Consider the following 19,817-nt stretch of genomic DNA (forward strand, 5'->3'; position numbering starts at 1 on the left):
GCAGGTACGCGTTCACCGACAAGGTCATGCTCGTGACCGGCGGTGCCGGCGGCATAGGCAGCGCCATGTGCCGCCGCTTCGCCTCCGCAGGCGCGCGGTGCGTCGTGGTCGATCTCGACGAGGTCCGCGCCAAGAGCGTGGCCGACTCGCTGCCGGGTTCTGGACACACGGGGATCGGCTGTGACCTGCTGGACCGGTCCCAGATCGGGGACGTCTTCGACCGAGTCGCCGCGGACTTCGGACGGCTGGATGTCCTGGTCAACAACGTGGGCATGACCAGCGCGGAACGCTTCGACGTACGCAGCGTGGAGAGCATCGAACGGGAGATCAACCTCAACCTGCTGTCCCCGCTCGTCACCACCCGCCTGGCGATCCCCCTGCTGCGGGCCTCCACCGATGCCCGCGTGATCACCACGGTGTCCCTCGGCGGGATCTTTCCGCTGGGCGAGACCCCGATCTACACCGCCTCGAAGTTCGGCCTGCGGGGCGCGATGCTGGCCATCGGTCTGGACCTCAAGGACAAGGGCATCACGGCCGGTTCAGTGCTTCCCTCGGCCACCGACACCCGCATGCTGCGCCAGGAGGCCGTGGAGGGCGGCAACTCCATGCAGTTCCAGGACCTGCCGCAGCAGCCTGCCGACGTCGTGGCCGCAGTGGTGAGCCTGCTGGACAGGCCTCGCCTGGAGGCGTACCCGCGCCCGAGCGAGTCCCGACTGGTCCGCTTCGCGATGCTCGCTCCCAACCTGCTGCCGAAGGTCTTTCCACTGTTCCGCAAGCGCGGCGAGCGTGGCATGGCCCGCTATCTGGAGGAGCTACAACGTCGGGGGCTGGTCCGCCGGGTCGACGGCCGCTTGGAGCTGGTGGGGGAGGCATGACCACGCAGGTGGCGCCATCCCTGATGAGCGTGGTCAACCCGACCACCGGTCAGCTGCTGGCCACGGTGCCTGCCGCGTCCGCCGAGGATGTCGACTCGGCGGCCCAGCGGGCGCGGCAGGTCTTCGACTCGGGCGCCTGGTCCCGGCGCCCCGTACGGCAGCGGAGCGCCGTGCTGCTGCGGCTGGCCGAGCTGATGGAACGCGACGCCGAGCTGCTGGCCCGTCTGGACAGCGAGGACGCGGGCAAGCCGATCACCGAATGCCGCACGGGTGATGTTCCGGGCGCGATCGAGTCGATCCGGTGGTTCGCCGAGGCGGCCGACAAGGTGTTCGGCCGCCTGGCCCCGACGGGCGCGGACAGCCTGGGCCTGATCAGCCGGGAGCCCGTCGGCGTGGTGGCGGCGATCCTTCCGTGGAACTACCCGCTGGCCATGGCCGCCTGGAAGGTCGGCCCCGCGCTCGCCGCGGGCAACAGCCTTCTCCTCAAGCCCGCCGAGGCGACCCCACGGTCCGCGCTGCACCTGGCGGAGCTCGCTGCCGAGGCCGGGCTGCCCGATGGAGTCCTCACCGTCGTGCCCGGGTACGGACCGGCCGCCGGAACAGCACTGGCCCGCAGCGCCATCGTCGGTGCGCTGTCCTTCACCGGCTCCACCGCCACCGGACGGCGCGTCCTCACGGACGTTGCGCAGAGCAACTTCAAACGCGTCTCGCTGGAGATGGGCGGCAAGAACCCTCAGGTGCTCATGGCGGACGCGCTCGCGTACGGCCAGGAGCTGATCGACAACATGATCGAGGCCTCCTTCCTGACGATGGGCCAGAACTGCACTGCAGGCTCCCGCATCCTGGTCCACCACCACATCGCGGATGAGGTCGTGGCCCGCTTCACTCAGGCCGCGCAGCAGCTCGTGATCGGCGATCCAGCAGACCCGCACACCCAGGTGGGCCCGCTCATCAGCCGGGTTGCGTTCGATCGCGTGACCGCCGCCGTGCAGGCGGCCCGGGACAACGGGGGCCACACCTCTGCGGCATCGATGCCGGCCGGGCTGCCCGCGTACGGCGCCTACTACCCACCTACGGTCGTCACTCGTCCGCCCGAGGGCAGCGACGTCTTGGCCAAGGAGCTCTTCGGCCCTGTCGTGACCGTCCAGACCTTCACGTCCGAGGACGAAGCGACCGCGCTGGCCAATGCGACGCCTTATGGGCTCGCCGCGTCCGTGTGGACCCGTGACCTCGATGCTGCCTTCCGACTGGCCCGCGGCATCCAGGCCGGCGTGGTATCCGTCAACTGCTACAGCGAGGGCGACCTGACCACGCCGTTCGGGGGCTGGAACGAGTCCGGCTTCGGCAGCCCGGAGAAGTCCACCACGGCCTTCGAGCAGTGGACCCGCGAGAAGACCGTGTGGGTCAGGACCCGTTGACCATCCGATCCCGCAGCCGCAGTGGGGACGTGCCGTGCCAGCGCCGAACAGCACGGCGCAGCGCCCGCTCGTCGGAGAAGCCGGCCCGGTGCGCGATGTCCCGGAAGGTCAGCTCCTGGCGCAGCAGCAGCTGCTCGACCCGCTCGCGGCGTACGCCGTCGACCACCGCCTCGTAGGTGGTGCCGCAGTCGGCGAGCCGGCGGCGCAGTGTTCGCTCGCTGCTGGCGTGCTGCCGGGCCTGTTCGGCGAAGGAGAGGACCGCCGGCAGGCTCTGTGCGACGGAGACCTCCAGTACTTCCAGCAGCTCCTGCTGGTGACGGCGGGAGGACATGTGCTGGTCGAGCATCTCGATCGCTGAGGCGTAGGTGACCGGGTCCCGTCCCGGCATCGCGGTGCGGGCGGAGGCGTGGTCGATGACGAGGCGGCTCACGGTGGCGCCGGAACGGACCGGGCAGCCGAAGAAGTCCTCGTAGGCGGCTGTCTGTCGTGGCGCGCGGAAGGCGAACTCCACCAGCCTGGGACGGAATCCGGAGCCGAGGGTCAGCCGGGCCAGGGTGACCACCGAGCTCAGGCCCTCCTCGACGAGGAAGACGGCGACACCGGGATCCACGCCTGGGTCGGGCAGGTCCACCCGTAGCTCGAAGTCGTCGCCTGCCGGACCGGCGGACCACACCACCATCGCCCCGGACAGGTTCTGGTAGGTGACCCCCGTCGTGACCGCGGCCTGGAGGGTGTCGTCGGCCATGAGGGCCAACCCGAGCAGCCCCCAGGCGGTGAGGTGCTGCGCCGCCCCGACCTTCATGCCCAGATGCGGGTCGCCGGTCAGCTCGATGGCGCGCCGGATGACGGTACTGCCCTGTCGGTAGGACACGCGCAGAGCTGCCGACCTCATGACCGTCTCGTCCAGACCGACCTGCTTCAGCACCGGCCTGAGGTCGATGCCGTGCACGTCGGCGACCGAGGCGAGGTAGCGAAGGATGTTCGGCTGGATGGTCGCCGACGTACTGCGGCTCGTGCTGGGCGCGGGGCCAGGTCGTCGAACGGGGAGGGCCATGGTGCGTACCCCTTTCTGGCGGCCCACTCTAGGCCTCGCGGACACGCTCGGCCTATCAGCTGGCCGCGAGAGTCCTGTCCCCGGCCGCCAGAGCCCTGCATCGGCTGCAGTCCCGCTTCCTACAGTTGCGTCAGCCCGCACGCCCGCGGGCGCCTTATCCGCGACGAGAAGACCGGGTGGCCATGCATCTCGACCGACCTGGCCAGGCGCCGTCCGGCCTCACCCCATCCCTGTACGCCGCGCGGCGTGCAGTGACCCTCGCGTTTGCGGCGCAGGGAGCGGCTGTGGGATCCCTGTCCACGACTGTCCCCGCAGTGACGCAACGCCTGGGGTTCACCCCGTCGGTGACGACGGCCGTACTGGTCGGCATCGCGCTGCTGGCGGGCGTCGGCAGCTTCGCCGGACTGTCCGCCATCCGCCGCGTGGGCTCGGTCGCCACCATGCGAGGGGCCGTCCTGGCGGTGGCGGCGGGACTGCTGCTCGTCGGTTGGGCCCCTGGGCAGGTGATCGCGCTCGGGGGCTACGCACTGTTCGCCCTCGCGGTCGGAGCCGTGGACGTCAGCGCCAGCACTCGCGCAGCCGCAGTGGAGCGCGGCTACGGCCGCAGCATCTTCGCCTCCTTCTACGCGGCCTGGAGCGCCGCCGGCGCCGCGGCCGCGCTGCTGACCGCCCTGACCGCCCGGCTGGGCTGGAGCATCACCGGGACCCTGACCCTCGAGGCGGTCCTGGTGGTAGGCCTCGCCGCCGCTATCCGCAGCCACCCGATTCAACGGGCGCAGGATCACCCGTCAGTCGCAGCTGAGCCTGTCGCACGTGATGTCTGGACGCGGCTCGTTCCCTTCGGCCTGGTGCTCCTGGTCGTCTACGTCGTCGACTCCACCATCTCGTCGTGGTCCGCGGTCTATCTCAACCGGACGTTGTCAGCATCCCTCGCAGCGGCGCCGCTGGCCTACGCGGCCTACCAGATCGGTACCGTGGTCGGCCGCGCCTGCGCAGACCGCGCCGTACGCCGCGCCGGACCGGTCGTAGTCGTCCGAGCGGCGTTGCTGCTGACCGCCATCTCCATGGTGAGCCTGGCCGCCGCCCCGAGCTGGGCACTGGCGGTGCTCGCCGCCGGCTGCTCCGGGCTCGGCACCTCCGCCCTGGCGCCGCTGTGCCAGGCGTCCGCCGCACGCCTGCGTCCGTCCGTCGCCGAGTCGATCCTCGCCCGCCTGAACCTCTTCAACTATGCCGGGGTGCTCGTCGGTGGCGCCGTCAGCGGGGTGCTGGGCTCCTCCGGCCTCTTCCGCCTCGCATACGCGGCACCGGCGATCCTGGCCCTCGCGCTCCTCACCACGGCCCGGCACTTCAGCCGTCCAGTCGACGGTGCCCACCACTCGCTGCCGGGTGACAACGTTGCTCAGCGCACGGCCCGAACGAACACGCCACGTAGCGCTCGCGAGCAGGAGACGAACGCGTAGGGCGTGCTGGTGCTCAGCGAGAGGCAGTGCCGCCCACCCCGCCCCCGACGAGATGGACGGCCCGCCGGGAGCGTGGGTTCTCAGCAAAGGATGATGTTGTGCTCGGGTCCGAAGGGGAACTTCGTGATGTTCTCCGCGCCGTCCTCACCGACGACGAGGATGTCGTGTTCGCGGTAGCCGCCGGCGCCGGGCAGGCCGTCGCGGACGGTGATCATCGGCTCCATCGACACGACCATGCCCGGTTCGAGGACGGTGTCGATGTCCTCGCGCAGCTCGAGGCCCGCCTCGCGGCCGTAGTAGTGGGACAGGACGCCGAAGGAGTGGCCGTAGCCGAAGGTGCGGTTCGGCAGCAGGCCGTGGCCGACGTAGATCTCGTTGAGCTCCGCAGCGATGTCCTTGCAGACCGCGCCGGGCCTGATGAGCTCGAGACCCCGGCGGTGCACCTCGACGTTGATCTCCCACAGCGCCAGAGAACGCGCGTCGGGCTCGCCGAGGATCAGGGTGCGCTCCAGCGTCGTGTAGCAGCCGGACGCCATCGGGAAGCAGTTGAGCGAGAGGATGTCGCCGCGCTGCAGCCTGCGTGTCGTGGGCCAGTTGTGGGCGCCGTCGGTGTTGATGCCCGACTGGAACCACACCCAGGTGTCCCGGATCTCCGAGTCGGGGAAGGTCCGCGCGATCTCGTGGACCATCGCCTCGGTGCCGATGAGCGCGGGGAAGTGGTCCGACGCCGTCTACGACGCGTCCGACTTCCTGGTCGAGCGGATGGCCGAGCGGTCGCTGCCCCGGGGCGTCGTCGACGACCTCGTCGAGGAGGCGCTGGGCGAGCTGGTCCGACTCGACCAGCGGCACGGCGGCGAGCTCGTGCGCACCCTCGACGTGTGGATCTCGACCGGGTGCAACGCGACGGAGGCCGCGCACCTGCTCTTCCTCGAAAGGCAGTCGCTGCACAAGCGTCTGCGCCGGATCTTCCAGGCCCTCGGCGGCGACCCGCGAGGACGTGGGCAGCTTGCGGCGCTCGCGCTCGCGGTCCGGCTCGTCCGCGGCGGCGCCCAGCTGCGCGACGACCCTCGATCGTGAGGGGGACGCGGAAGCTCAGCCCGCCCGGTGCCAGGTGATCCCGAAGTCGTCGGTCAGGGTGTCGGTCGAGCTGTCATGGACGAAGCCGACGGTGATGCGTGACCGGAAGACGTTTCCTCCTGGCAGGCAGGTGAGGGCCCCGTTCAGGACCACGACGTCACCGTCGACGAAGCCGGGCCCGGTGATCGTGGCCGGGTTGCCGTCGCAGGCGCCAGTGGCGGCCTCGTCGACGTAGATCATCGAGTAGACGTGGCCTCCCGATCCCATGATGTCGAGGGTCTGGTTGCTGCCATCGGTGTCGATCGACGTCCAGGTGCCCGCCAGGGGCCCGCCGGCCGCCGAGGCGGGCCCTGCCAGCGCGACGCCGGCGAGCGTGAGGACGGCGCTGAGCGCGGTCGCGAGTCGTGCGTGTGCCATGAGGTGTCCACCCTTCTTGCGTATGCTCCTTCCCCCCGTTGAGGTCAGTGTCCACCTCGCCGTTGGGCCGTGTCCGCGCTTCAACGGAACGCGTGCAAGGGCCGGAAGGTGACGGAATCGGACAGCGCCAGGGTGCCCAACGCGCTCCGCGCGCCACGTGTTCGCCAAATGAGGCAACTCATCGAGGCAATAGGGGAAGGGAATCGACCCGAGAACGGTCGCCTGGTTCCTGGGGCCGACGATGCTCATCGTCCTCTGGTGAATGGCGTGCGCTGGGGACGGCGCGCGGGCTCGACTGTGCGGCGGCCGCGCTCGCGGTTGTCGTGGCCGGTGTCGTCGAGCGGTTCTCCCCGGGAGACCTCGTCGTGACCGCGGCGCCCTGGCCCGGCCGGTCGTATGCCGTCGGCACAGCCGGTGCGCTCGTGGTGCTGGTCGTGGTGCTGATCGTGGTGCTGATCGTGGTCACGACGGTAGCCCTGCGCGACGTCGACGCGCGGCCCGCCATCGTCGATGACCCCGGGCTCGACCGGGCACTGCGGCTCGGCGCCAGGGTGCGCGTGCTCCGCTGGTCGTCTGCTGGATCGCTCCTGACGGCTGCGGGGCTCTGCCTCACCATCGCGCCGAAGACGAACGAGCTCACCCAACTGCTGCGGACCAAGGCAGCCGGGGGCCATGCGCTGCCGCATCCGCCGTGGGACTGGACGCAGAACGTCGGGTTCGCTTTCACCGCAGTCGGACTGATCGCCATCGTGGCTGCGCTCGTGGCAGTCCTGTGGGAGCCCCCCAGGTGCCGCGCTCGGCGTCAGCCTCCCTGCGGACGGCCGGCGGGTCGCAGGAACGCCCGTCGCAGTCGTCGGCGAGGCCCGGTCCGTCGGGAGGTCGCACCTCATGGACGACCCGCGCATTGCCGTCGACATCGCCGCTGCCGAACCTCCATTCGAGCAGTGTCGGGCCCAGCTCGCGGGACTCCGTGTGACCGGCCGGTTGCTGCCGGGAGACCGCTTGCCCACTGTCCGCGCCCTCACGGCCGACCTGGGCCTCGGGGTGCACACGGTGGCTCGTGCGTTCGAGGAGCTGGAGGCAGCCGGCCTCGAGGACGCGGCAGCCATCGACCTCGTGCGATCAGCGCTGCGGCTGCGTCCACGCCCGTCCCGACCAACCGAGCCACACGAGGTGCCTTGACCGCTTCCCGCGTGACCGAGGGAGGCCCGTCGTCACCCCCCGGTGGGCGTCGTCAGGGCGCGACCGTGGGGATGACCGTTGGGCCAGTCCAGGGGTTCGCCCCGAATCGCGCTCCCCGAGCCGTCTGGTGCCGCCCACGGGTGCGCAGCCTCGCGGTGCGCCCGGTGCGCCCGGTGCGCCCGGTGCGCCCGGTGAGCTGCGGTTGGTTGCGGTAGGTTCGCGGCAGGAGCAGGTGGAGCGGAGGGGCCCATGTCGGAGTCGCCGCGGAAGGCGCGTGAGGGCGAGCCGGGACTGACACGACCTCGAGGCGTGGTCGTCACCGCTGCCGGGCCGACGATGCGAACGGTGCTGCACGAGCTCGCGCTGCCGACGTTCCGACGTCTGGCCGATCGGTGGGGCTATGACGTCCACGCGGCCGAGGTCCAGGTGGATGGTGAGGGTGCGAGCGCAGCGGCCCAGGAAGCCAAGTGGCTCAAGGTCAGTCTCCTGCGACAGGCCCTGCGCGACTATCCGATGGCGCTCTGGCTGGACGCCGACGTGCTGGTGATGCGCACCGACGAGGACATCGCGGACCACCTCCACCCCGACCACTTCCAGGCGTTGGCGCTGGAGCACGTCCCCTTCGAGCACCGCGTCAACCCGAACACCGGCGTGTGGCTGATGCGGTCGTGTCCTGAGTCGTTCTCGTTCCTCGATGCTGTCTCGGCGGCAGGTCGACAGCCCGGACCATGGTCGGACCAGGGCGCCGTCCTCGCGGCGCTCGGCTGGCGTCGAGGTGACGAACAGTACCGGTGGGCCGGTCCGGGACTGGGCTCGCCGTTCCTGCTGCGCACGAGCTGGCTGCCGACCGGGTGGAACCAGCCGTACCTCGAGGGCCGAACGGAGGAGACCTGTTACAACTCCTCTCCGGAGTCGTACGCGATGCGACCGCAGGTCGCGCGGCCCCAGGCACTGCACTTCATGGGAATGACGCCCCAGGCCCGCTGGTCCCACATGGCCGCATGTGCGCTGCGTGCCTCCGATGCGGCGGGTCCCACGCCTGATGACCCGGAGCTCACGACGGCGAAGCCGGGCTAGTGCGGGGATGAGCCAGACGTCGACGTGCCCGTCCGTCACCGGGAGCCCGGCCGGGCGTGGTGCGGCCACGTGCCACTGACCTCAAAGGCTTTTCGCGCTCGGCGTCTGGGCCGGACAGTCGGCGGACGCCTGAGCGCGCAGCGCGCGCGGCGCGTAGCCGGTCAGTGCGCGGCAGGTCTTGTTGAACGCCTGCAGGTCGGGGATGCCGACGGCCGCGGCGATCGCGACGATGGACATCGTGCTGCTGGTGAGCAGGTGGCGGGCGCGTTGCACGCGCCGGTGCCGCAGGTAGCCGACGACCGTGTGTCCGGTCTGGGCCGCGAAGACCCGGGTGAGGTGGTGCGGCGAGATCCCGACTGCCGCGGCGACCTCCGGCACGGTGACGTGCTCGCCGAGCCGTGACTCGAGATAGGCCATCGCTGCGCTGACGTACTCCGTGGCCGGGTCCTCTCCGGATTCCTGGCGGTACCGGTCCGCCAGCCGCAGCAGCACCATCCACACGTCGGCCCGGGCGCGTTCGGGGTGCATGGCGGCGTTGGCTACCGCGGACTCCATGAGGTCCGTGATGGCGGGGAGGTCGGTCCCCGGCGACATGAGCACGGACAGCCGTGCGGGCGCCGGCGGGAGGCCACGTCGGTCCTCGCGGCGGCCTGCGTCCATGTCCAGGTGGGCATAGAGGTGGGTGGAGGGCCCGCGGTAGCGGTACCGGATCAGCGATGCCGGCGGGACCAGGGTCACGCACCCCGGTGTGACGGGGTAGCTCATCCCGTCGACCTCGAGCTCGGCGACGTAGTCGTAGAGGTGCAGCGACCACAGCTCCGGGAGCTGGAACACGTCGGTCAGCGCAGCTCGGCCGTGCGTCGCCCGCCCGAACCCCACCACCAGTGGTGGACGACTCAGGTCAAGAAGAAGGGCGCCGTTCGACATGCGAGATTACTACCACCAGTTGCCGACTGTGCACCACGACAGCTCTGCCTTGTCGGTCCTAGCTTTGGTTTCCATGGCCGCTGGCTCCCGGCAGCCTGAACCGCGAGCGAGGAGTGACCGAGACGATGACCGCACTTGTGGACCGGAAGTACCTGATGACCTCGGTGGAGATGGCGCACTTCATCTCCCACGGCAGCTTTGCGCTGGAGGGGGTGGTGCCTGACGACCTGAACAGGCGGGCGGAAGCGGTGCTCGACGCCGGCATCGAGGGGCACCCCTATGGCACGCCCGTGGACGTGGTCTTCCCCGTGGGCAGCTTCGTGCGGGAGCTGCTCGACCTGCCCGCGGTCGCCGGGGCGGTACAGAGCCTCGTCGGGCCCAACCCGGTAATCGACCACCACGCTGTGCACATCCGACCACCGCGCGGCGGGGAGGCGCAGAACCTGCACGCTGACGCCATCATCGACACACGCACCGACGCCTTCGACGTGCAGCTCATGTACTACCCGCGGGAGGTGACCCTCGAGCAGGGCGGCACGCTCAGCGTCCCGGGCACGCACCTGCGCCGCATCAACCAGACCGGCATTGGTCGCTGCCAGAACCTGGCCGGCCAGACCCGGCTGACCTGCCCGGCCGGCACCGTGGTCCTGCTTCACCACGGCATCTGGCACGGCGGCCGCCGCAACGACTCCGACCGGCCCCGCTACATGTTCAAGATCCGGTTCAACCCGACCGTGCGCCAGCTGCGGCTGTGGAACACCGATGACATCGACTCCCCGGAGGTGCTGCGCAAGCTCACCACGAGCTTCGGGTGGACCGACGCCAACGAGGGCAGGCTCGAGCTGGTGAACCGGGCCAAGCTGTGGCGGGTGGTCACCGGCGACCAGGGCTTCGACATCGACTACTACCTCACCCGCGAGACGCTGCGGCCCCAGTTCGTCGACCCGGGCGCCACCGACGGCAGGCTCGGCGCGAGCCGTCGGGCATCCGGATGGGGCAGCTGATGGCGACGCAGGCCAGCGCAGCCGACGACGTCACCACCCCGACCAACGACAAGGAGCCCACACGATGACCGTGACCCCGACGATGTCGGTCGAGGAGTCGTTCGCGACGCCTTCGGCCTACCCACACCTTCGCCAGCAGCTGCTCGTGCTCTACCTCGGCACGTCGGCCCTCGACTCCGAGGTGATCGGCTGGACGCGCTACGACGGGACCGGCCGGTCCCGTCCGACGATGGGCGACAGCGATGAACCCCCTTACGCGACAGGCCTCGGCGCGCTCCTGGATGGATGGCGGCTGCTGCAGATGTCGCAGCTGGTCGCCCACCCCCGGGGCGAGGAGCACGACGTGGGCTACCTGCCGTACGAGTACCTCTTCGAACGACTGGTCGACGTCAGCACGGGATGACCACCGGCCCACCGACATACGCCAGCGTCGTATGCCGCTGGGCCGGGCGCCGGTGCAGGCCCCGTCAGGCGCTGGCCGGCTTGACCTTGACGTCCTTCCCGTTGACGCGGACGGTGACGTTGCCGAGGTCGCGGGCGCGGTCTGCGACGACGCGGTAGGACGTGACCCTGCCGTCACGCCACGTGCAGCTGATCTCATAGCCGCCACGCGCTCGGAGGCCGGTGAAGGAGCCGTCCTTCCACTCCGCCGGCAAGGCGGGCAGCAGGTGGATGGCCTTGCCGTGGCTCTGCAGCAGCATCTCGACGATGGCACCGGTGATGCCGAAGTTGCCGTCGAGCTGGAACGGCGGGTGGTTGCACCAGAGGTTGGACAGGGTGTTGAACCGCAGCAGGCCACGCACCATGTAGCGGGCGCGCTCGGCGTCGCCGAGGCGGGCGAAGACGGCGGCGCGCCACGGCCAGGTCCACGAACGACGGCTGTCACCGGAGACCGTCGCCTCGTCGAACGGCACGCCGGCCCGCTCACCGCACCGCGCCTTGAGCGACACGAGTGCGGCCGCCGCGAGGTCAGGTGTGCGGCCGGGCGTGATCTGCCGGCCCGGGTAGACCGCGAAGAGGTGCGAGGTGTGCCGGTGGATGTCGGTGGGGCTGTCACGGTCGGTCTGCCACTCCTGCAGCTGTCCCCACGAGCCGACCTTGTTGGGGGCCAGGCGGTTCTGGAGGTCGGCGATGCGCGCGCGGAACTCCGGGTCGGCGTCCGGGTCGACCTCTGACGTCTCTTCGGGACCGTGGAGGGCGTCGTAGGCGTCCAGGTAGTTCTGGAAGAGGTCCCAGATGATCTGCTGGTCGTACATGACGCCGTCTTCGCGCGGACCGTGCTCCGGCGACCACCCGCCGGGGCTGTAGAGCAAGCCGTCGGGGTGCTCCACGAGACGGTCCTCCCAGAAGTGACAGATCTCGCGGATCATCGGCAGCGCGGTGTCACGCAGGTAACGCACGTCCTGCGTGAAGGCCCAGTGCTCATAGAGGTGCTGGGCGTACCAGGCGCTTGCGACGGTGTTCCACTCCCACGAGTTGCCGCCGAAGATGCTCTGGCTCGTCCGGGCAGTCCAGCCACGAGTGTTGGTGCCGAAGCTGTTCCGCGTCGCGACCCGGCTCGGGACGGCGACCTGGCGGACGAACTCGACGAGCGCCTCGTGCGACTCGGGCAGGTTGGCCGTCTCGGCGCCCCAGTAGTTCATCTGGACGTTGATGTTGGTGTGGTAGTCCGACGCCCACGCGGGCTGGTCGCTGTCGTTCCAGAGGCCCTGGAGGTTGGCAGGTAGGCCGCCGGGTCGGGACGAGCTGGCGAGCAGGTAGCGGCCGTGGTGGAACATCGCCTGCTCGAGGCTCGGGTCGGCGCCACCGGCCGCATAGCGGGCGAGCCGGGCGGGGATCGGCAGGTCGGCGGCAGCTGCGTCGGTGCTTCCCCAGTCGACCGTGACCCGCGACATGAGAGCCCCGAACTGGGCAAGGTGCTCGTCGCGCAGCTCGTCGAACGTGCGCGACGCGGCAGCGGCGACGGACGTGCCGGGGGCGGGATCGGCACCGCGCCAGCCGGCTGCGGCGTCGAGCTTGTAGCTCGTGCGGCCGTCGATGACGAGCGTGAGCCTCGTCGCGCCGCTGAACCGGAGCAGGGCTCCGTCGGCGCTGACCGTGCCGTCGGTGTCGGCGACCCGCACCGTGCAGGCATGCTTGAGGCCATTGCCCATGACGCCGTGCCATGACAGCTCGCGGTCGCCGGCATCGGCTGTGGTCGGCGAGTTTGCCTGTCCTGCAGTGAGGTTCAGGATGCCAGCGAGACCAGCAGGATCATCCGTGCGGTAGCGGAGCACCAGGACGTCGGCGATCCGGCTCGCGAAGGCCTCGACCACCACCCCGCCGCCAGGCGTGGTGAATCGAGTGACGTGCAGACCGCTGGCGAGGTCGAGCGCGCGCTGGTAGTCGGCGACGGCACGCATCGTCGCGGTGTTGAATTCAGTTGCTGTCAGGGCGATCTCGGCTACGTGGAAGGCGCCCTGCGGTTGTGCGAAGACGAGTCGGTAGGAGGAGTATGCCGTCGAGGCCGTCACGCTGAACGTGCGCCTCTCGTTGCGGCCGGCGAAGCTGAAGCCCGTCTGGGAGTGCACCGTGGTCCATGTCACGCCGTCGTTGGAGCCTTCAAGCGTCCAGGCGCGCGGGTCGTCCGCGGGGCCGTCGGGGGCGGCCGTGAGCGAGTAGCCGGTGATGGCGACGCGACGCTGCAGGTCGGCCTGCCAGACGATGTCGCGTCCGGGTGTCTCGACGCGCCAGGTCGTGTCGGGGTCACGGTCGACAGCGCGGAGCAGGCCGTGGCTGCCGTCCGGCGCCGACCCCGCGGAGTGCCCGCTGGGGGAGGACAGGTAGCACGTCGACGAGGAAACGAGATCGACGCCGTCGAGACCGATCTCGGAGACCTGGAAGTGGCTGACTCCCGCCTTCGGCACGAAGACGAACCGGTAGTGGCGGTACGCGGTCGCGTTGGCGCAGCCGAACTCCTTCGTCTGGAAACGGCTCTCGAAGGGCGTGGCGAGACTGCGCGCATCGAGAGTCGACCAGGTGGTCCCGTCGTCGGAGCCCTCGAACGTCCACTGCTGCGGGTCGCGCTGTGGCACGTCGTTGGCACTCGTGAGCCGGTACGTCGAGACCACGGTGGCGGTCGGCAGGCTCACCTGCCACGTGACGGTGGACGGCGGGCTCTGGATGCACCACTTGGTCGACGAGCTCCCGTCGTAGCTCTTGTCGAGGCCCTCCGTCGACGAGGCCGTGTAGGGCCCGCCGGGTGCGGTCACGCCGGGGCGCTCGCGGAAGGAGACGTGGAGGTTGCCGAAGTTCCGGTACGACCCGAACCCCGTCATGCTCGTGTCGAACGCCGAGTCCGGCTTGCCGGCAAGGGCGTTGTCGTAGTCGTTCACGCCACCCCAGAGACTCTGCTCATTGAGGTGCACGCGGTCGCTGTCGGGGTCGCCGAAGAGCATGGCGCCGAGTCGACCGTTGCCGATGGGCAGGGCCTGGGACTGCCAGTCGATCGCGGGGACGCTGTACCAGATCGAGCGCGCGGAGAGGGTCGGCAGGGCCAGGGCGGTGGAGGCAAGTGCGGCAGCGGGGCGGGGTGCGCCGAGCCGGGGCGCCGCGTGCGCGGCCGAAGGGGTGAGGAGCGGCGCCAAGGCTGCCAGTCCACCCAGCTTGAGGACGTTGCGTCGGGAGGCGTCGAGCGCGGGCATCGGTGAGTTCCTTCCAGAGCATCATTGATCGGGTGTCTTGCGAGCGCAGCATGAAGATGGGTGCGCAAAATGGGAACAACGTGCAGTCTGGCCGCAGATAGATCGGATGTCTACCCCGGTGTGGCGGTGGCCAGAAGCGGTACGCCCCCCATCGTCGGCTTCTCCATGGGCTCCGGCGAACTCGGTCGCTACCTCGGCACCTACGGCTCGGAACGGGTCGCGAAGGCGGTGTTCCTCGCGTCCCTCGAGCCCTACCTGCTGCCGTCCGAGGACAACCCCGAGGGCGTTCCGCAGAACGTCTTCGACGGGCTGTTCGCCGCAATGCAGGCAGACCGGTATGCGTTCTTCACCCACTTCTTCGCCGGCTTCTTCAGCACCGAGGAGTTCCTCGGCAACCGCCTCAGCCAGGAGGCGCTCGATGCCGACCAGCAGTTGGCCTACAACGCCTCGCCGCACGCCTCGACCTGGGCTTAGCCGACCTGGCTCACGGACTTCCGCGGCGACATCGAGAAGATCGACGTGCCGGCCCTGATCGTGCACGGCACCGCGGACAACATCCTCCCGATCGAGGCCACGGGCCGGCGCTTCGCCAAGGCACTGCCCACCGCGGAGTACGTCGAGATCGACGGCGCCCCGGACGGCATGCTCCGGACCCACGCCGACGAGGTCAACAAAGTCCTGCTCGGCTTCCTGTGCCGCTGAGAAGAAGCCGCGCAAGGACCCTGGCCTTCGGCCACCCCGCAGCGGCGGGGTGGGCCCACGCAGGAGAGTGGCCAGGGGGACTCAGCCGATGCCGCCTCCGCTGCCGAGGGCCTCACGCAGCCACAGCTCGATGCCAGCGATGTGGACCGTCGACCAGGAGCGAGCCACATCGGGCTCGCGCGCGGCGATGGCATCGACGATGGCCCGGTGCTCGGCCATGGTGCGCTCCACCGCCCCGGTCTGGGTCAGGCCGCGCCAGACACGCGCCCGCTGGGTCGGGCCGCTCAGGCCGTCGAGGAGCGATCCGATGACCTCGTTGCCGGACCCGTCGGCGATCGTGCGGTGGAACACGAGGTCCGCGGCCACGAGCTCGTCGATGCTCGGCGCCTTGGCGACGGCGTCGAGCTGTCTGTAGAGCCCGGCGATGTCCTCGTCGCTCATGCTCAGCGCCGCCATCGCCGTCGCCGCGGGCTCGAGGATGCGCCGCACCTGCAGGAAGTGCAGCACAGTGTCGTCCTGGTGGAAGTCGACGACGAACTCCATCGCACCCATGAGCAAGGCGGGCTCGAGGCTCGTCACGTAGGTGCCATCGCCCTGTCGCACGTCGAGGACGTGGATGAGGGAGAGCGCCTTGACCGCCTCACGAAGGCTGTTGCGGGACAGGCCGAGCCGGTCGGCGAGGTCGGCCTCCCGCGGGAGGCGGTCGCCGGGGCGCAGGTCCCCGCTGACGATCATCTCCTTGATCTTGGTGATCGCCCCGTCCGTCACGGCCATCGTCGGGTCGCCTTCCCTGAGTGCTGGTGGCTAGAGGATACGACGTCGGGGCGCCCACGCCCGGCGATGGCGCGGGCGCCCCACCACCTCACTGGTAGAGGACCGACTGGATCTTCGGGTCGTTGATGTTGGTCTTGTCGTACCAGTAGAAGCCGGTGTCGATGGTCTTCTCGAGAGGCTCGCCCTTGATGGCCTTCATCGCGGCCTTGACGAGCTCTTCTCCCATGCCGACGGGGTTCTGCGTGATCGCACCTGCCATCACCCCGGAGTTGATCGCGTCGATCTGCGCCTTGCCGGAGTCGAAGCCGACGATGGTGATGCCCGTCTTGCCGGCCTCCTGGACGCCCTTGACGACGCCGATGGCCGAGCCCTCGTTGGAGCCGTAGATGCCCTTGACGTCGGGGTTGGCGGCGAGGATCGACTTGGTGATGTCGGCGCTCTTGGCCTGGTCGCCGTCGCCGTACTGGACCGGGAGCAGCGTGATGCCCGGAGCGTTGGCCTTCATCCAGTCGATGAACCCGTCGCGCCGCTGCTGACCGGTGAGGCTGGTCTGGTCGTGGACGACCATGGCGACCTTGCCCTTGCCGCCGATGAGCTCGGACAGGTGCTTCGCGGCCTCGGCAGCCGCGGCCTTGTTGTCGGTCGCAGCCGTCGTGAGGGGCACGTCGGACTCGACACCGGAGTCGAAGGCGATGACGGGGATGTTCTGCGACTTCGCCTGCTGGAGAAGGCCTTCGGCCGCCTTGGAGTCGAGGGCAGCGAAGCCGATCGCCTTGGGCTGCTTGGCCAGGGAGTTGGTGAGCATCGTGATCTGGGCCTCGACCTCCTTCTCGGTCGCGGGACCCTCGAAGGTGATGGTGGCGCCCTGCTTGGCCGCCTCCTGTTCGGCGCCCTTCTTCACGGCCTGCCAGAACTGGTGCTGAAATCCCTTGGACACGATGGCGATGTACGGCTTGTCGCCTCCGGCACCGCCGGTCGAGCCTGCGGTGCCGGTCCCGCTCTGGCCGCACGCGGCGAGCGCGAGGGCGAGCACGGAGGTGGCCGCGGCCGTCATGAGCTGACGTCTGCGCATGGTGGTTCTCTCCTTCTTGCTGGGTGAGTCGGCCTGCTGGCCATGGGTTCCGGCTCGCACCGGAGATCTGTGGGTCAGTGCGGGTCAGGTGGTGCTGGCCCGCTTGCGCGCCATATCGGCGTAGACCGCGATGAGGATGACGACGCCGAGGATGACGTTCTGCCACTCCTGGGGGATGGACATCAGCTGAAGGCCGTTGTTGAGGACGGAGATGATCAGCGCCCCGATGACGGTGCCCACGATCGAGCCCTTCCCGCCGGCAAGGGACGTGCCGCCGATGACGACCGCGGCGATGGCCTGGAGCTCGTAGCCGGCGCCGGTGGCCGGCTGCGCCGAACCGAGGCGGGCGGAGATCATGACGCCGGCGAGGCCGGTGAAGAGGCCCGCGAGCGTGTAGATGACGATCTTCCACTTCGCGACGTTGATGCCTGAGAGTGCCGTCGCCTCCTCGTTGCTGCCGATCGCGAACGTGTAGCGACCGAGGATCGTGCGGCTGATGAGCACGCCGGCGATCGCGGTGGCCACGATGAGCACGATGACCGCGCTCGGGAAGTTCACGCCCGGGATGAGGTTGCCGGTCGACAGCTTCAAGTAGCCGGGGGAGTCGTTGAAGTAGATCGGCGCGCTGTGCGACACGACGAGCGCGAGGCCCTGGGCGACGAGCATCGTGGCGAGGGTTGCGATGAACGGCGGGAGGCCGAGCTTGGCCACGTTGAACCCGTTGACGAAGCCGAGGAGCCCGCCGAAGAGCACCGCGAGGAGCACGCCGACCGGCCACGGAATGCCCCAGTTGACGATGAACTGGCCTGACATCACGGCGCACAGGGCCATCCCTGTGCCGATCGACAGGTCGATCCCGCCGGTGATGATGACGAACGTCGTGCCCAGGGCGAGCAGCCCGATGACGACGGTCGAGAAGAGGACGTTGACGATGTTGCCGTAGGTGAGGAACGTGGAGCTCGCGACCGAGAAGAAGATCGCGATCACGATGAGGCTCGCGAACGCCAGCAGCTGCTGGAGCCGGTCGCGCAGCGTCGCGGAGGCCACGGCCGTTGCCGGGGCGGCGTCGGCGCTGGTCTGCGTGGGGGTGTCGGTGGTCATGCCAGTCCTGCCTTGTCGGCTGTCGGGTCGGGAACGGGGAAGGCGGTGTCCGAGCCGGTCCGGAGGGTCGCGAGGTGCATGACGCTTTCCTGCGTGGCCTCGGCGTGCGACAGCTCTCCGGTGATGCGGCCCTCGCTCATGACGAGTACGCGGTGCGCCATGCGCAGTACCTCGGGCAGCTCGGAGGAGATCATGATGATCGACTTCCCTTGTGCTGCAAGGTCGTTGAGGAGCCGGTAGATCTCCTCCTTGGCGCCGACATCGATGCCACGCGTCGGCTCGTCGAAGATCAGCACGTCACAGTCCTTGGTCAGCCACTTGGCGATGACGACCTTCTGCTGGTTGCCGCCCGAGAGGTTGCGCACCTCCTGGCGGATGGACGGCGTCTTGATGCCGAGGGCCTTGACCGACTCGGTCGCTCTGGTGGCGATCGCCTTGTCGTCGACGAAGCCCCGACGCGAGAAGCGGTCGCCGAGCGACGACAGGGCGATGTTGGTCTGCACCGACTGCTCGAGCATGAGCCCGAGCTGCTTGCGGTCTTCGGAGAGGTACCCGATGCCGAGCTCGGCGGCCTTGGCCGGGTTGGGGATGCTGACCTCCTGCCCGCGCAGAACGATGGTGCCCGCCGTCACGACGTCGGCGCCGACGAGGGCTCGGGCGACCTCGGTGCGCCCGGCGCCCATGAGTCCGGCGAAGCCGAGGATCTCGCCACGGCGCAGGTCGAAGCTCACGTCACGCAGCAGGGCCTTCGTCGCGAGCCCACGGACCGACAGCAGGGTCTCCCGGTCGTCGCGGACGTTCTCGGGACGCGCCTGCGTCTGGATGGTCCGGCCCACCATCATCGCGATGACCTCAGGCATCGACGCCTCCGCGGTGTCGACGGTGCCGACGTAGCTGCCGTCGCGCAGGACGGTGATGCGCTGCGCGATCGCCTTGAGCTCGTCCATGCGGTGGGAGATGTAGATGACCCCGGTCGTCGGCGACACGAAGCGGCGGATGAGTCCGTGGAGGACCTCGACCTCGGCGTCGTTGAGAGCGGCCGTCGGCTCGTCCATGACGAGCAATTTCGCGTCGTGCGAGAGTGCCTTGGCGATCTCGACCATCTGCTGCTTGGCGACGGTGAGCGAGCCGACGAGCGCCTTGGGGTCGAGCGGGAGGCCCAGTCGGTCAAGGAGGTCGGCGGCAGCGCGGTTGAGCTCGGGGTCGCGGGTGAAGAACCCGCCGGTGCGTGGCTCTCGTCCGATGAAGATGTTCTGCGCGGCCGTGAGGTCGGGCATCAGGTTGAACTCCTGGTGGATGATGCTGATGCCCAGGGACTCGGCGTGCCTGGGGCTCTCCGGCGTGAAGGGCGCCCCGTCGAGCCGGAAGTGTCCCGCGTCGGCCTTGTGGATCCCCGACAGCAGCTTCATCAGGGTCGACTTGCCCGCGCCGTTCTCGCCGACGAGGGCGAGGACCTCGCCGTGTCGCAGGTCGAGGCGCACATCCGTGAGCGCCTGGACACCAGGGAAGCCCTTGCTGATCCCCTCGAGCTCGAGGAGCAGGGAACCGGTCATGACTGCACTCCCGGGCTCGGCTGGGTGACGAGGCCCTTGCGGAACAAGGCGTTGCCGTAAACGCGCGTCTCGCCGGTGCGCAGCACCAGGTGCGCCCCCTGGACGAGGTCGTAGTAGGCGAACCGGTCGACATAGCGGACATCGCCAGTGGTGAGGCCGGCCGCTGCGGTCAGCTCCTCCTGCACCGGGAGCACGGAGCCGTCGGCCGATGTCATGAGGTCGAGTGCCGGAGCGTCGTCCGGCGGCAGCACCGAGCGGACTGCCGCGAGGACCTCGGGAGCTGTCGTGCCCGGTAGGTCGATGACGACGCGGCCGACGCGAGCCGCCGGGAAGTGCGCGTCGACGACGGCGACGGCGTCGGAGTGCCCCATCGCGTCGAGGTGGAGCAGCACAGGCCCGGTGAGCAGCGGGTTCACTCCTTGGAGCAAAGCGATCACGTCC

17 protein-coding genes and 2 pseudogenes are annotated in these 19,817 nt (G+C 69.7%); 9 read left to right on the forward strand and 10 right to left on the reverse strand.

All coding sequences use genetic code 11. The annotated features are described in order from the left end of the window. Positions 1–26 precede the first annotated feature (26 nt). Positions 27–875: an SDR family oxidoreductase gene (locus H9I49_RS22325; protein ID WP_188032608.1), complete on the forward strand. Its 849-nt coding sequence runs from the start codon at positions 27–29 to the stop codon at positions 873–875. After that, positions 872–2,293 (forward strand): aldehyde dehydrogenase family protein, encoded by a 1,422-nt coding sequence (locus H9I49_RS22330; protein ID WP_188032609.1) that lies wholly within the window; start codon positions 872–874, stop codon positions 2,291–2,293. The genes H9I49_RS22325 and H9I49_RS22330 overlap by 4 nt, the downstream gene beginning before the upstream one ends. Here the strand turns inward: H9I49_RS22330 and H9I49_RS22335 are convergent. Next, the gene (locus H9I49_RS22335; RefSeq protein WP_188032610.1) at positions 2,280–3,347 is read right to left on the reverse strand and encodes an AraC family transcriptional regulator; all 1,068 of its coding nucleotides are present in this window, start codon (positions 3,345–3,347) and stop codon (positions 2,280–2,282) included. The two genes, H9I49_RS22330 and H9I49_RS22335, sit on opposite strands and share 14 nt — an antisense overlap. A 284-nt stretch (positions 3,348–3,631) precedes the next feature. Here H9I49_RS22335 and H9I49_RS22340 point away from each other — a divergent pair, with 284 nt between their 5' ends. Continuing rightward, the gene (locus H9I49_RS22340) at positions 3,632–4,807 is read left to right on the forward strand and encodes an MFS transporter (protein ID WP_223129110.1); all 1,176 of its coding nucleotides are present in this window, start codon (positions 3,632–3,634) and stop codon (positions 4,805–4,807) included. A gap of 80 nt (positions 4,808–4,887) precedes the next feature. Here the strand turns inward: H9I49_RS22340 and H9I49_RS22345 are convergent. Continuing rightward, positions 4,888–5,517, reverse strand: a pseudogene (locus H9I49_RS22345) (M24 family metallopeptidase); the annotation flags it as partial. A gap of 52 nt (positions 5,518–5,569) precedes the next feature. Between H9I49_RS22345 and H9I49_RS22350 the strand changes: the two are divergent. Further along, positions 5,570–5,884, forward strand: coding sequence for a helix-turn-helix domain-containing protein (locus H9I49_RS22350; RefSeq protein WP_255524213.1), 315 nt, complete (start codon positions 5,570–5,572; stop codon positions 5,882–5,884). Between the two features lie 15 nt (positions 5,885–5,899). Here H9I49_RS22350 and H9I49_RS22355 read toward each other — a convergent pair whose 3' ends face one another. Further along, positions 5,900–6,301: a hypothetical protein gene (locus H9I49_RS22355; RefSeq protein WP_188032612.1), complete on the reverse strand. Its 402-nt coding sequence runs from the start codon at positions 6,299–6,301 to the stop codon at positions 5,900–5,902. Between the two features lie 888 nt (positions 6,302–7,189). On the opposite strand from H9I49_RS22355, the gene H9I49_RS22360 reads away from it, so the two are divergent. Further along, positions 7,190–7,483, forward strand: a complete 294-nt coding sequence (locus H9I49_RS22360; protein WP_188032613.1) for a GntR family transcriptional regulator — start codon at positions 7,190–7,192, stop codon at positions 7,481–7,483. Between the two features lie 249 nt (positions 7,484–7,732). Beyond that, positions 7,733–8,560 (forward strand): hypothetical protein, encoded by an 828-nt coding sequence (locus H9I49_RS22365; protein WP_188032614.1) that lies wholly within the window; start codon positions 7,733–7,735, stop codon positions 8,558–8,560. An 81-nt stretch (positions 8,561–8,641) separates the two neighbouring features. On the opposite strand, the gene H9I49_RS24635 is transcribed toward H9I49_RS22365, so the two are convergent. After that, the gene (locus tag H9I49_RS24635) at positions 8,642–9,394 is read right to left on the reverse strand and encodes an AraC family transcriptional regulator (protein ID WP_223129111.1); all 753 of its coding nucleotides are present in this window, start codon (positions 9,392–9,394) and stop codon (positions 8,642–8,644) included. Between the two features lie 218 nt (positions 9,395–9,612). On the opposite strand from H9I49_RS24635, the gene H9I49_RS22375 reads away from it, so the two are divergent. After that, positions 9,613–10,491, forward strand: coding sequence for a phytanoyl-CoA dioxygenase family protein (locus tag H9I49_RS22375; RefSeq protein WP_188032616.1), 879 nt, complete (start codon positions 9,613–9,615; stop codon positions 10,489–10,491). 64 nt (positions 10,492–10,555) lie between these two features. Beyond that, a complete protein-coding gene (locus H9I49_RS22380; RefSeq protein WP_223129112.1) occupies positions 10,556–10,894 on the forward strand; it encodes a hypothetical protein in 339 nt (112 codons plus the stop codon). A gap of 64 nt (positions 10,895–10,958) precedes the next feature. On the opposite strand, the gene H9I49_RS22385 is transcribed toward H9I49_RS22380, so the two are convergent. Then, entirely contained in the window at positions 10,959–14,174 is a 3,216-nt protein-coding gene (locus tag H9I49_RS22385; RefSeq protein WP_188032617.1) for a glycoside hydrolase N-terminal domain-containing protein, read from the reverse strand. A gap of 150 nt (positions 14,175–14,324) precedes the next feature. Between H9I49_RS22385 and H9I49_RS22390 the strand changes: the two are divergent. After that, positions 14,325–14,876: pseudogene (locus H9I49_RS22390) on the forward strand (alpha/beta fold hydrolase); the annotation flags it as partial. Positions 14,877–14,957: 81 nt separating this feature from the next. Here H9I49_RS22390 and H9I49_RS22395 read toward each other — a convergent pair. From H9I49_RS22395 to H9I49_RS22415, 5 genes are all read right to left on the reverse strand, one after another. Then, positions 14,958–15,650, reverse strand: coding sequence for a FadR/GntR family transcriptional regulator (locus tag H9I49_RS22395; RefSeq protein WP_188032618.1), 693 nt, complete (start codon positions 15,648–15,650; stop codon positions 14,958–14,960). 88 nt (positions 15,651–15,738) lie between these two features. Further along, the gene (locus tag H9I49_RS22400) at positions 15,739–16,722 is read right to left on the reverse strand and encodes an ABC transporter substrate-binding protein (RefSeq protein WP_188032619.1); all 984 of its coding nucleotides are present in this window, start codon (positions 16,720–16,722) and stop codon (positions 15,739–15,741) included. Between the two features lie 84 nt (positions 16,723–16,806). Continuing rightward, a complete protein-coding gene (locus H9I49_RS22405; RefSeq protein WP_188032620.1) occupies positions 16,807–17,823 on the reverse strand; it encodes an ABC transporter permease in 1,017 nt (338 codons plus the stop codon). Beyond that, on the reverse strand, positions 17,820–19,376 hold the full coding sequence (locus H9I49_RS22410; RefSeq protein ID WP_188032621.1) for a sugar ABC transporter ATP-binding protein: 1,557 nt from the start codon (positions 19,374–19,376) through the stop codon (positions 17,820–17,822). The genes H9I49_RS22405 and H9I49_RS22410 overlap by 4 nt, the downstream gene beginning before the upstream one ends. Beyond that, on the reverse strand, positions 19,373–19,792 hold the full coding sequence (locus H9I49_RS22415) for an RbsD/FucU family protein (RefSeq protein WP_370587702.1): 420 nt from the start codon (positions 19,790–19,792) through the stop codon (positions 19,373–19,375). The genes H9I49_RS22410 and H9I49_RS22415 overlap by 4 nt, the downstream gene beginning before the upstream one ends. Positions 19,793–19,817 lie beyond the last annotated feature (25 nt).

The sequence above is a fragment of the Terrabacter sp. MAHUQ-38 genome, from assembly GCF_014518425.1.
Taxonomy (GTDB): domain Bacteria; phylum Actinomycetota; class Actinomycetes; order Actinomycetales; family Dermatophilaceae; genus Terrabacter.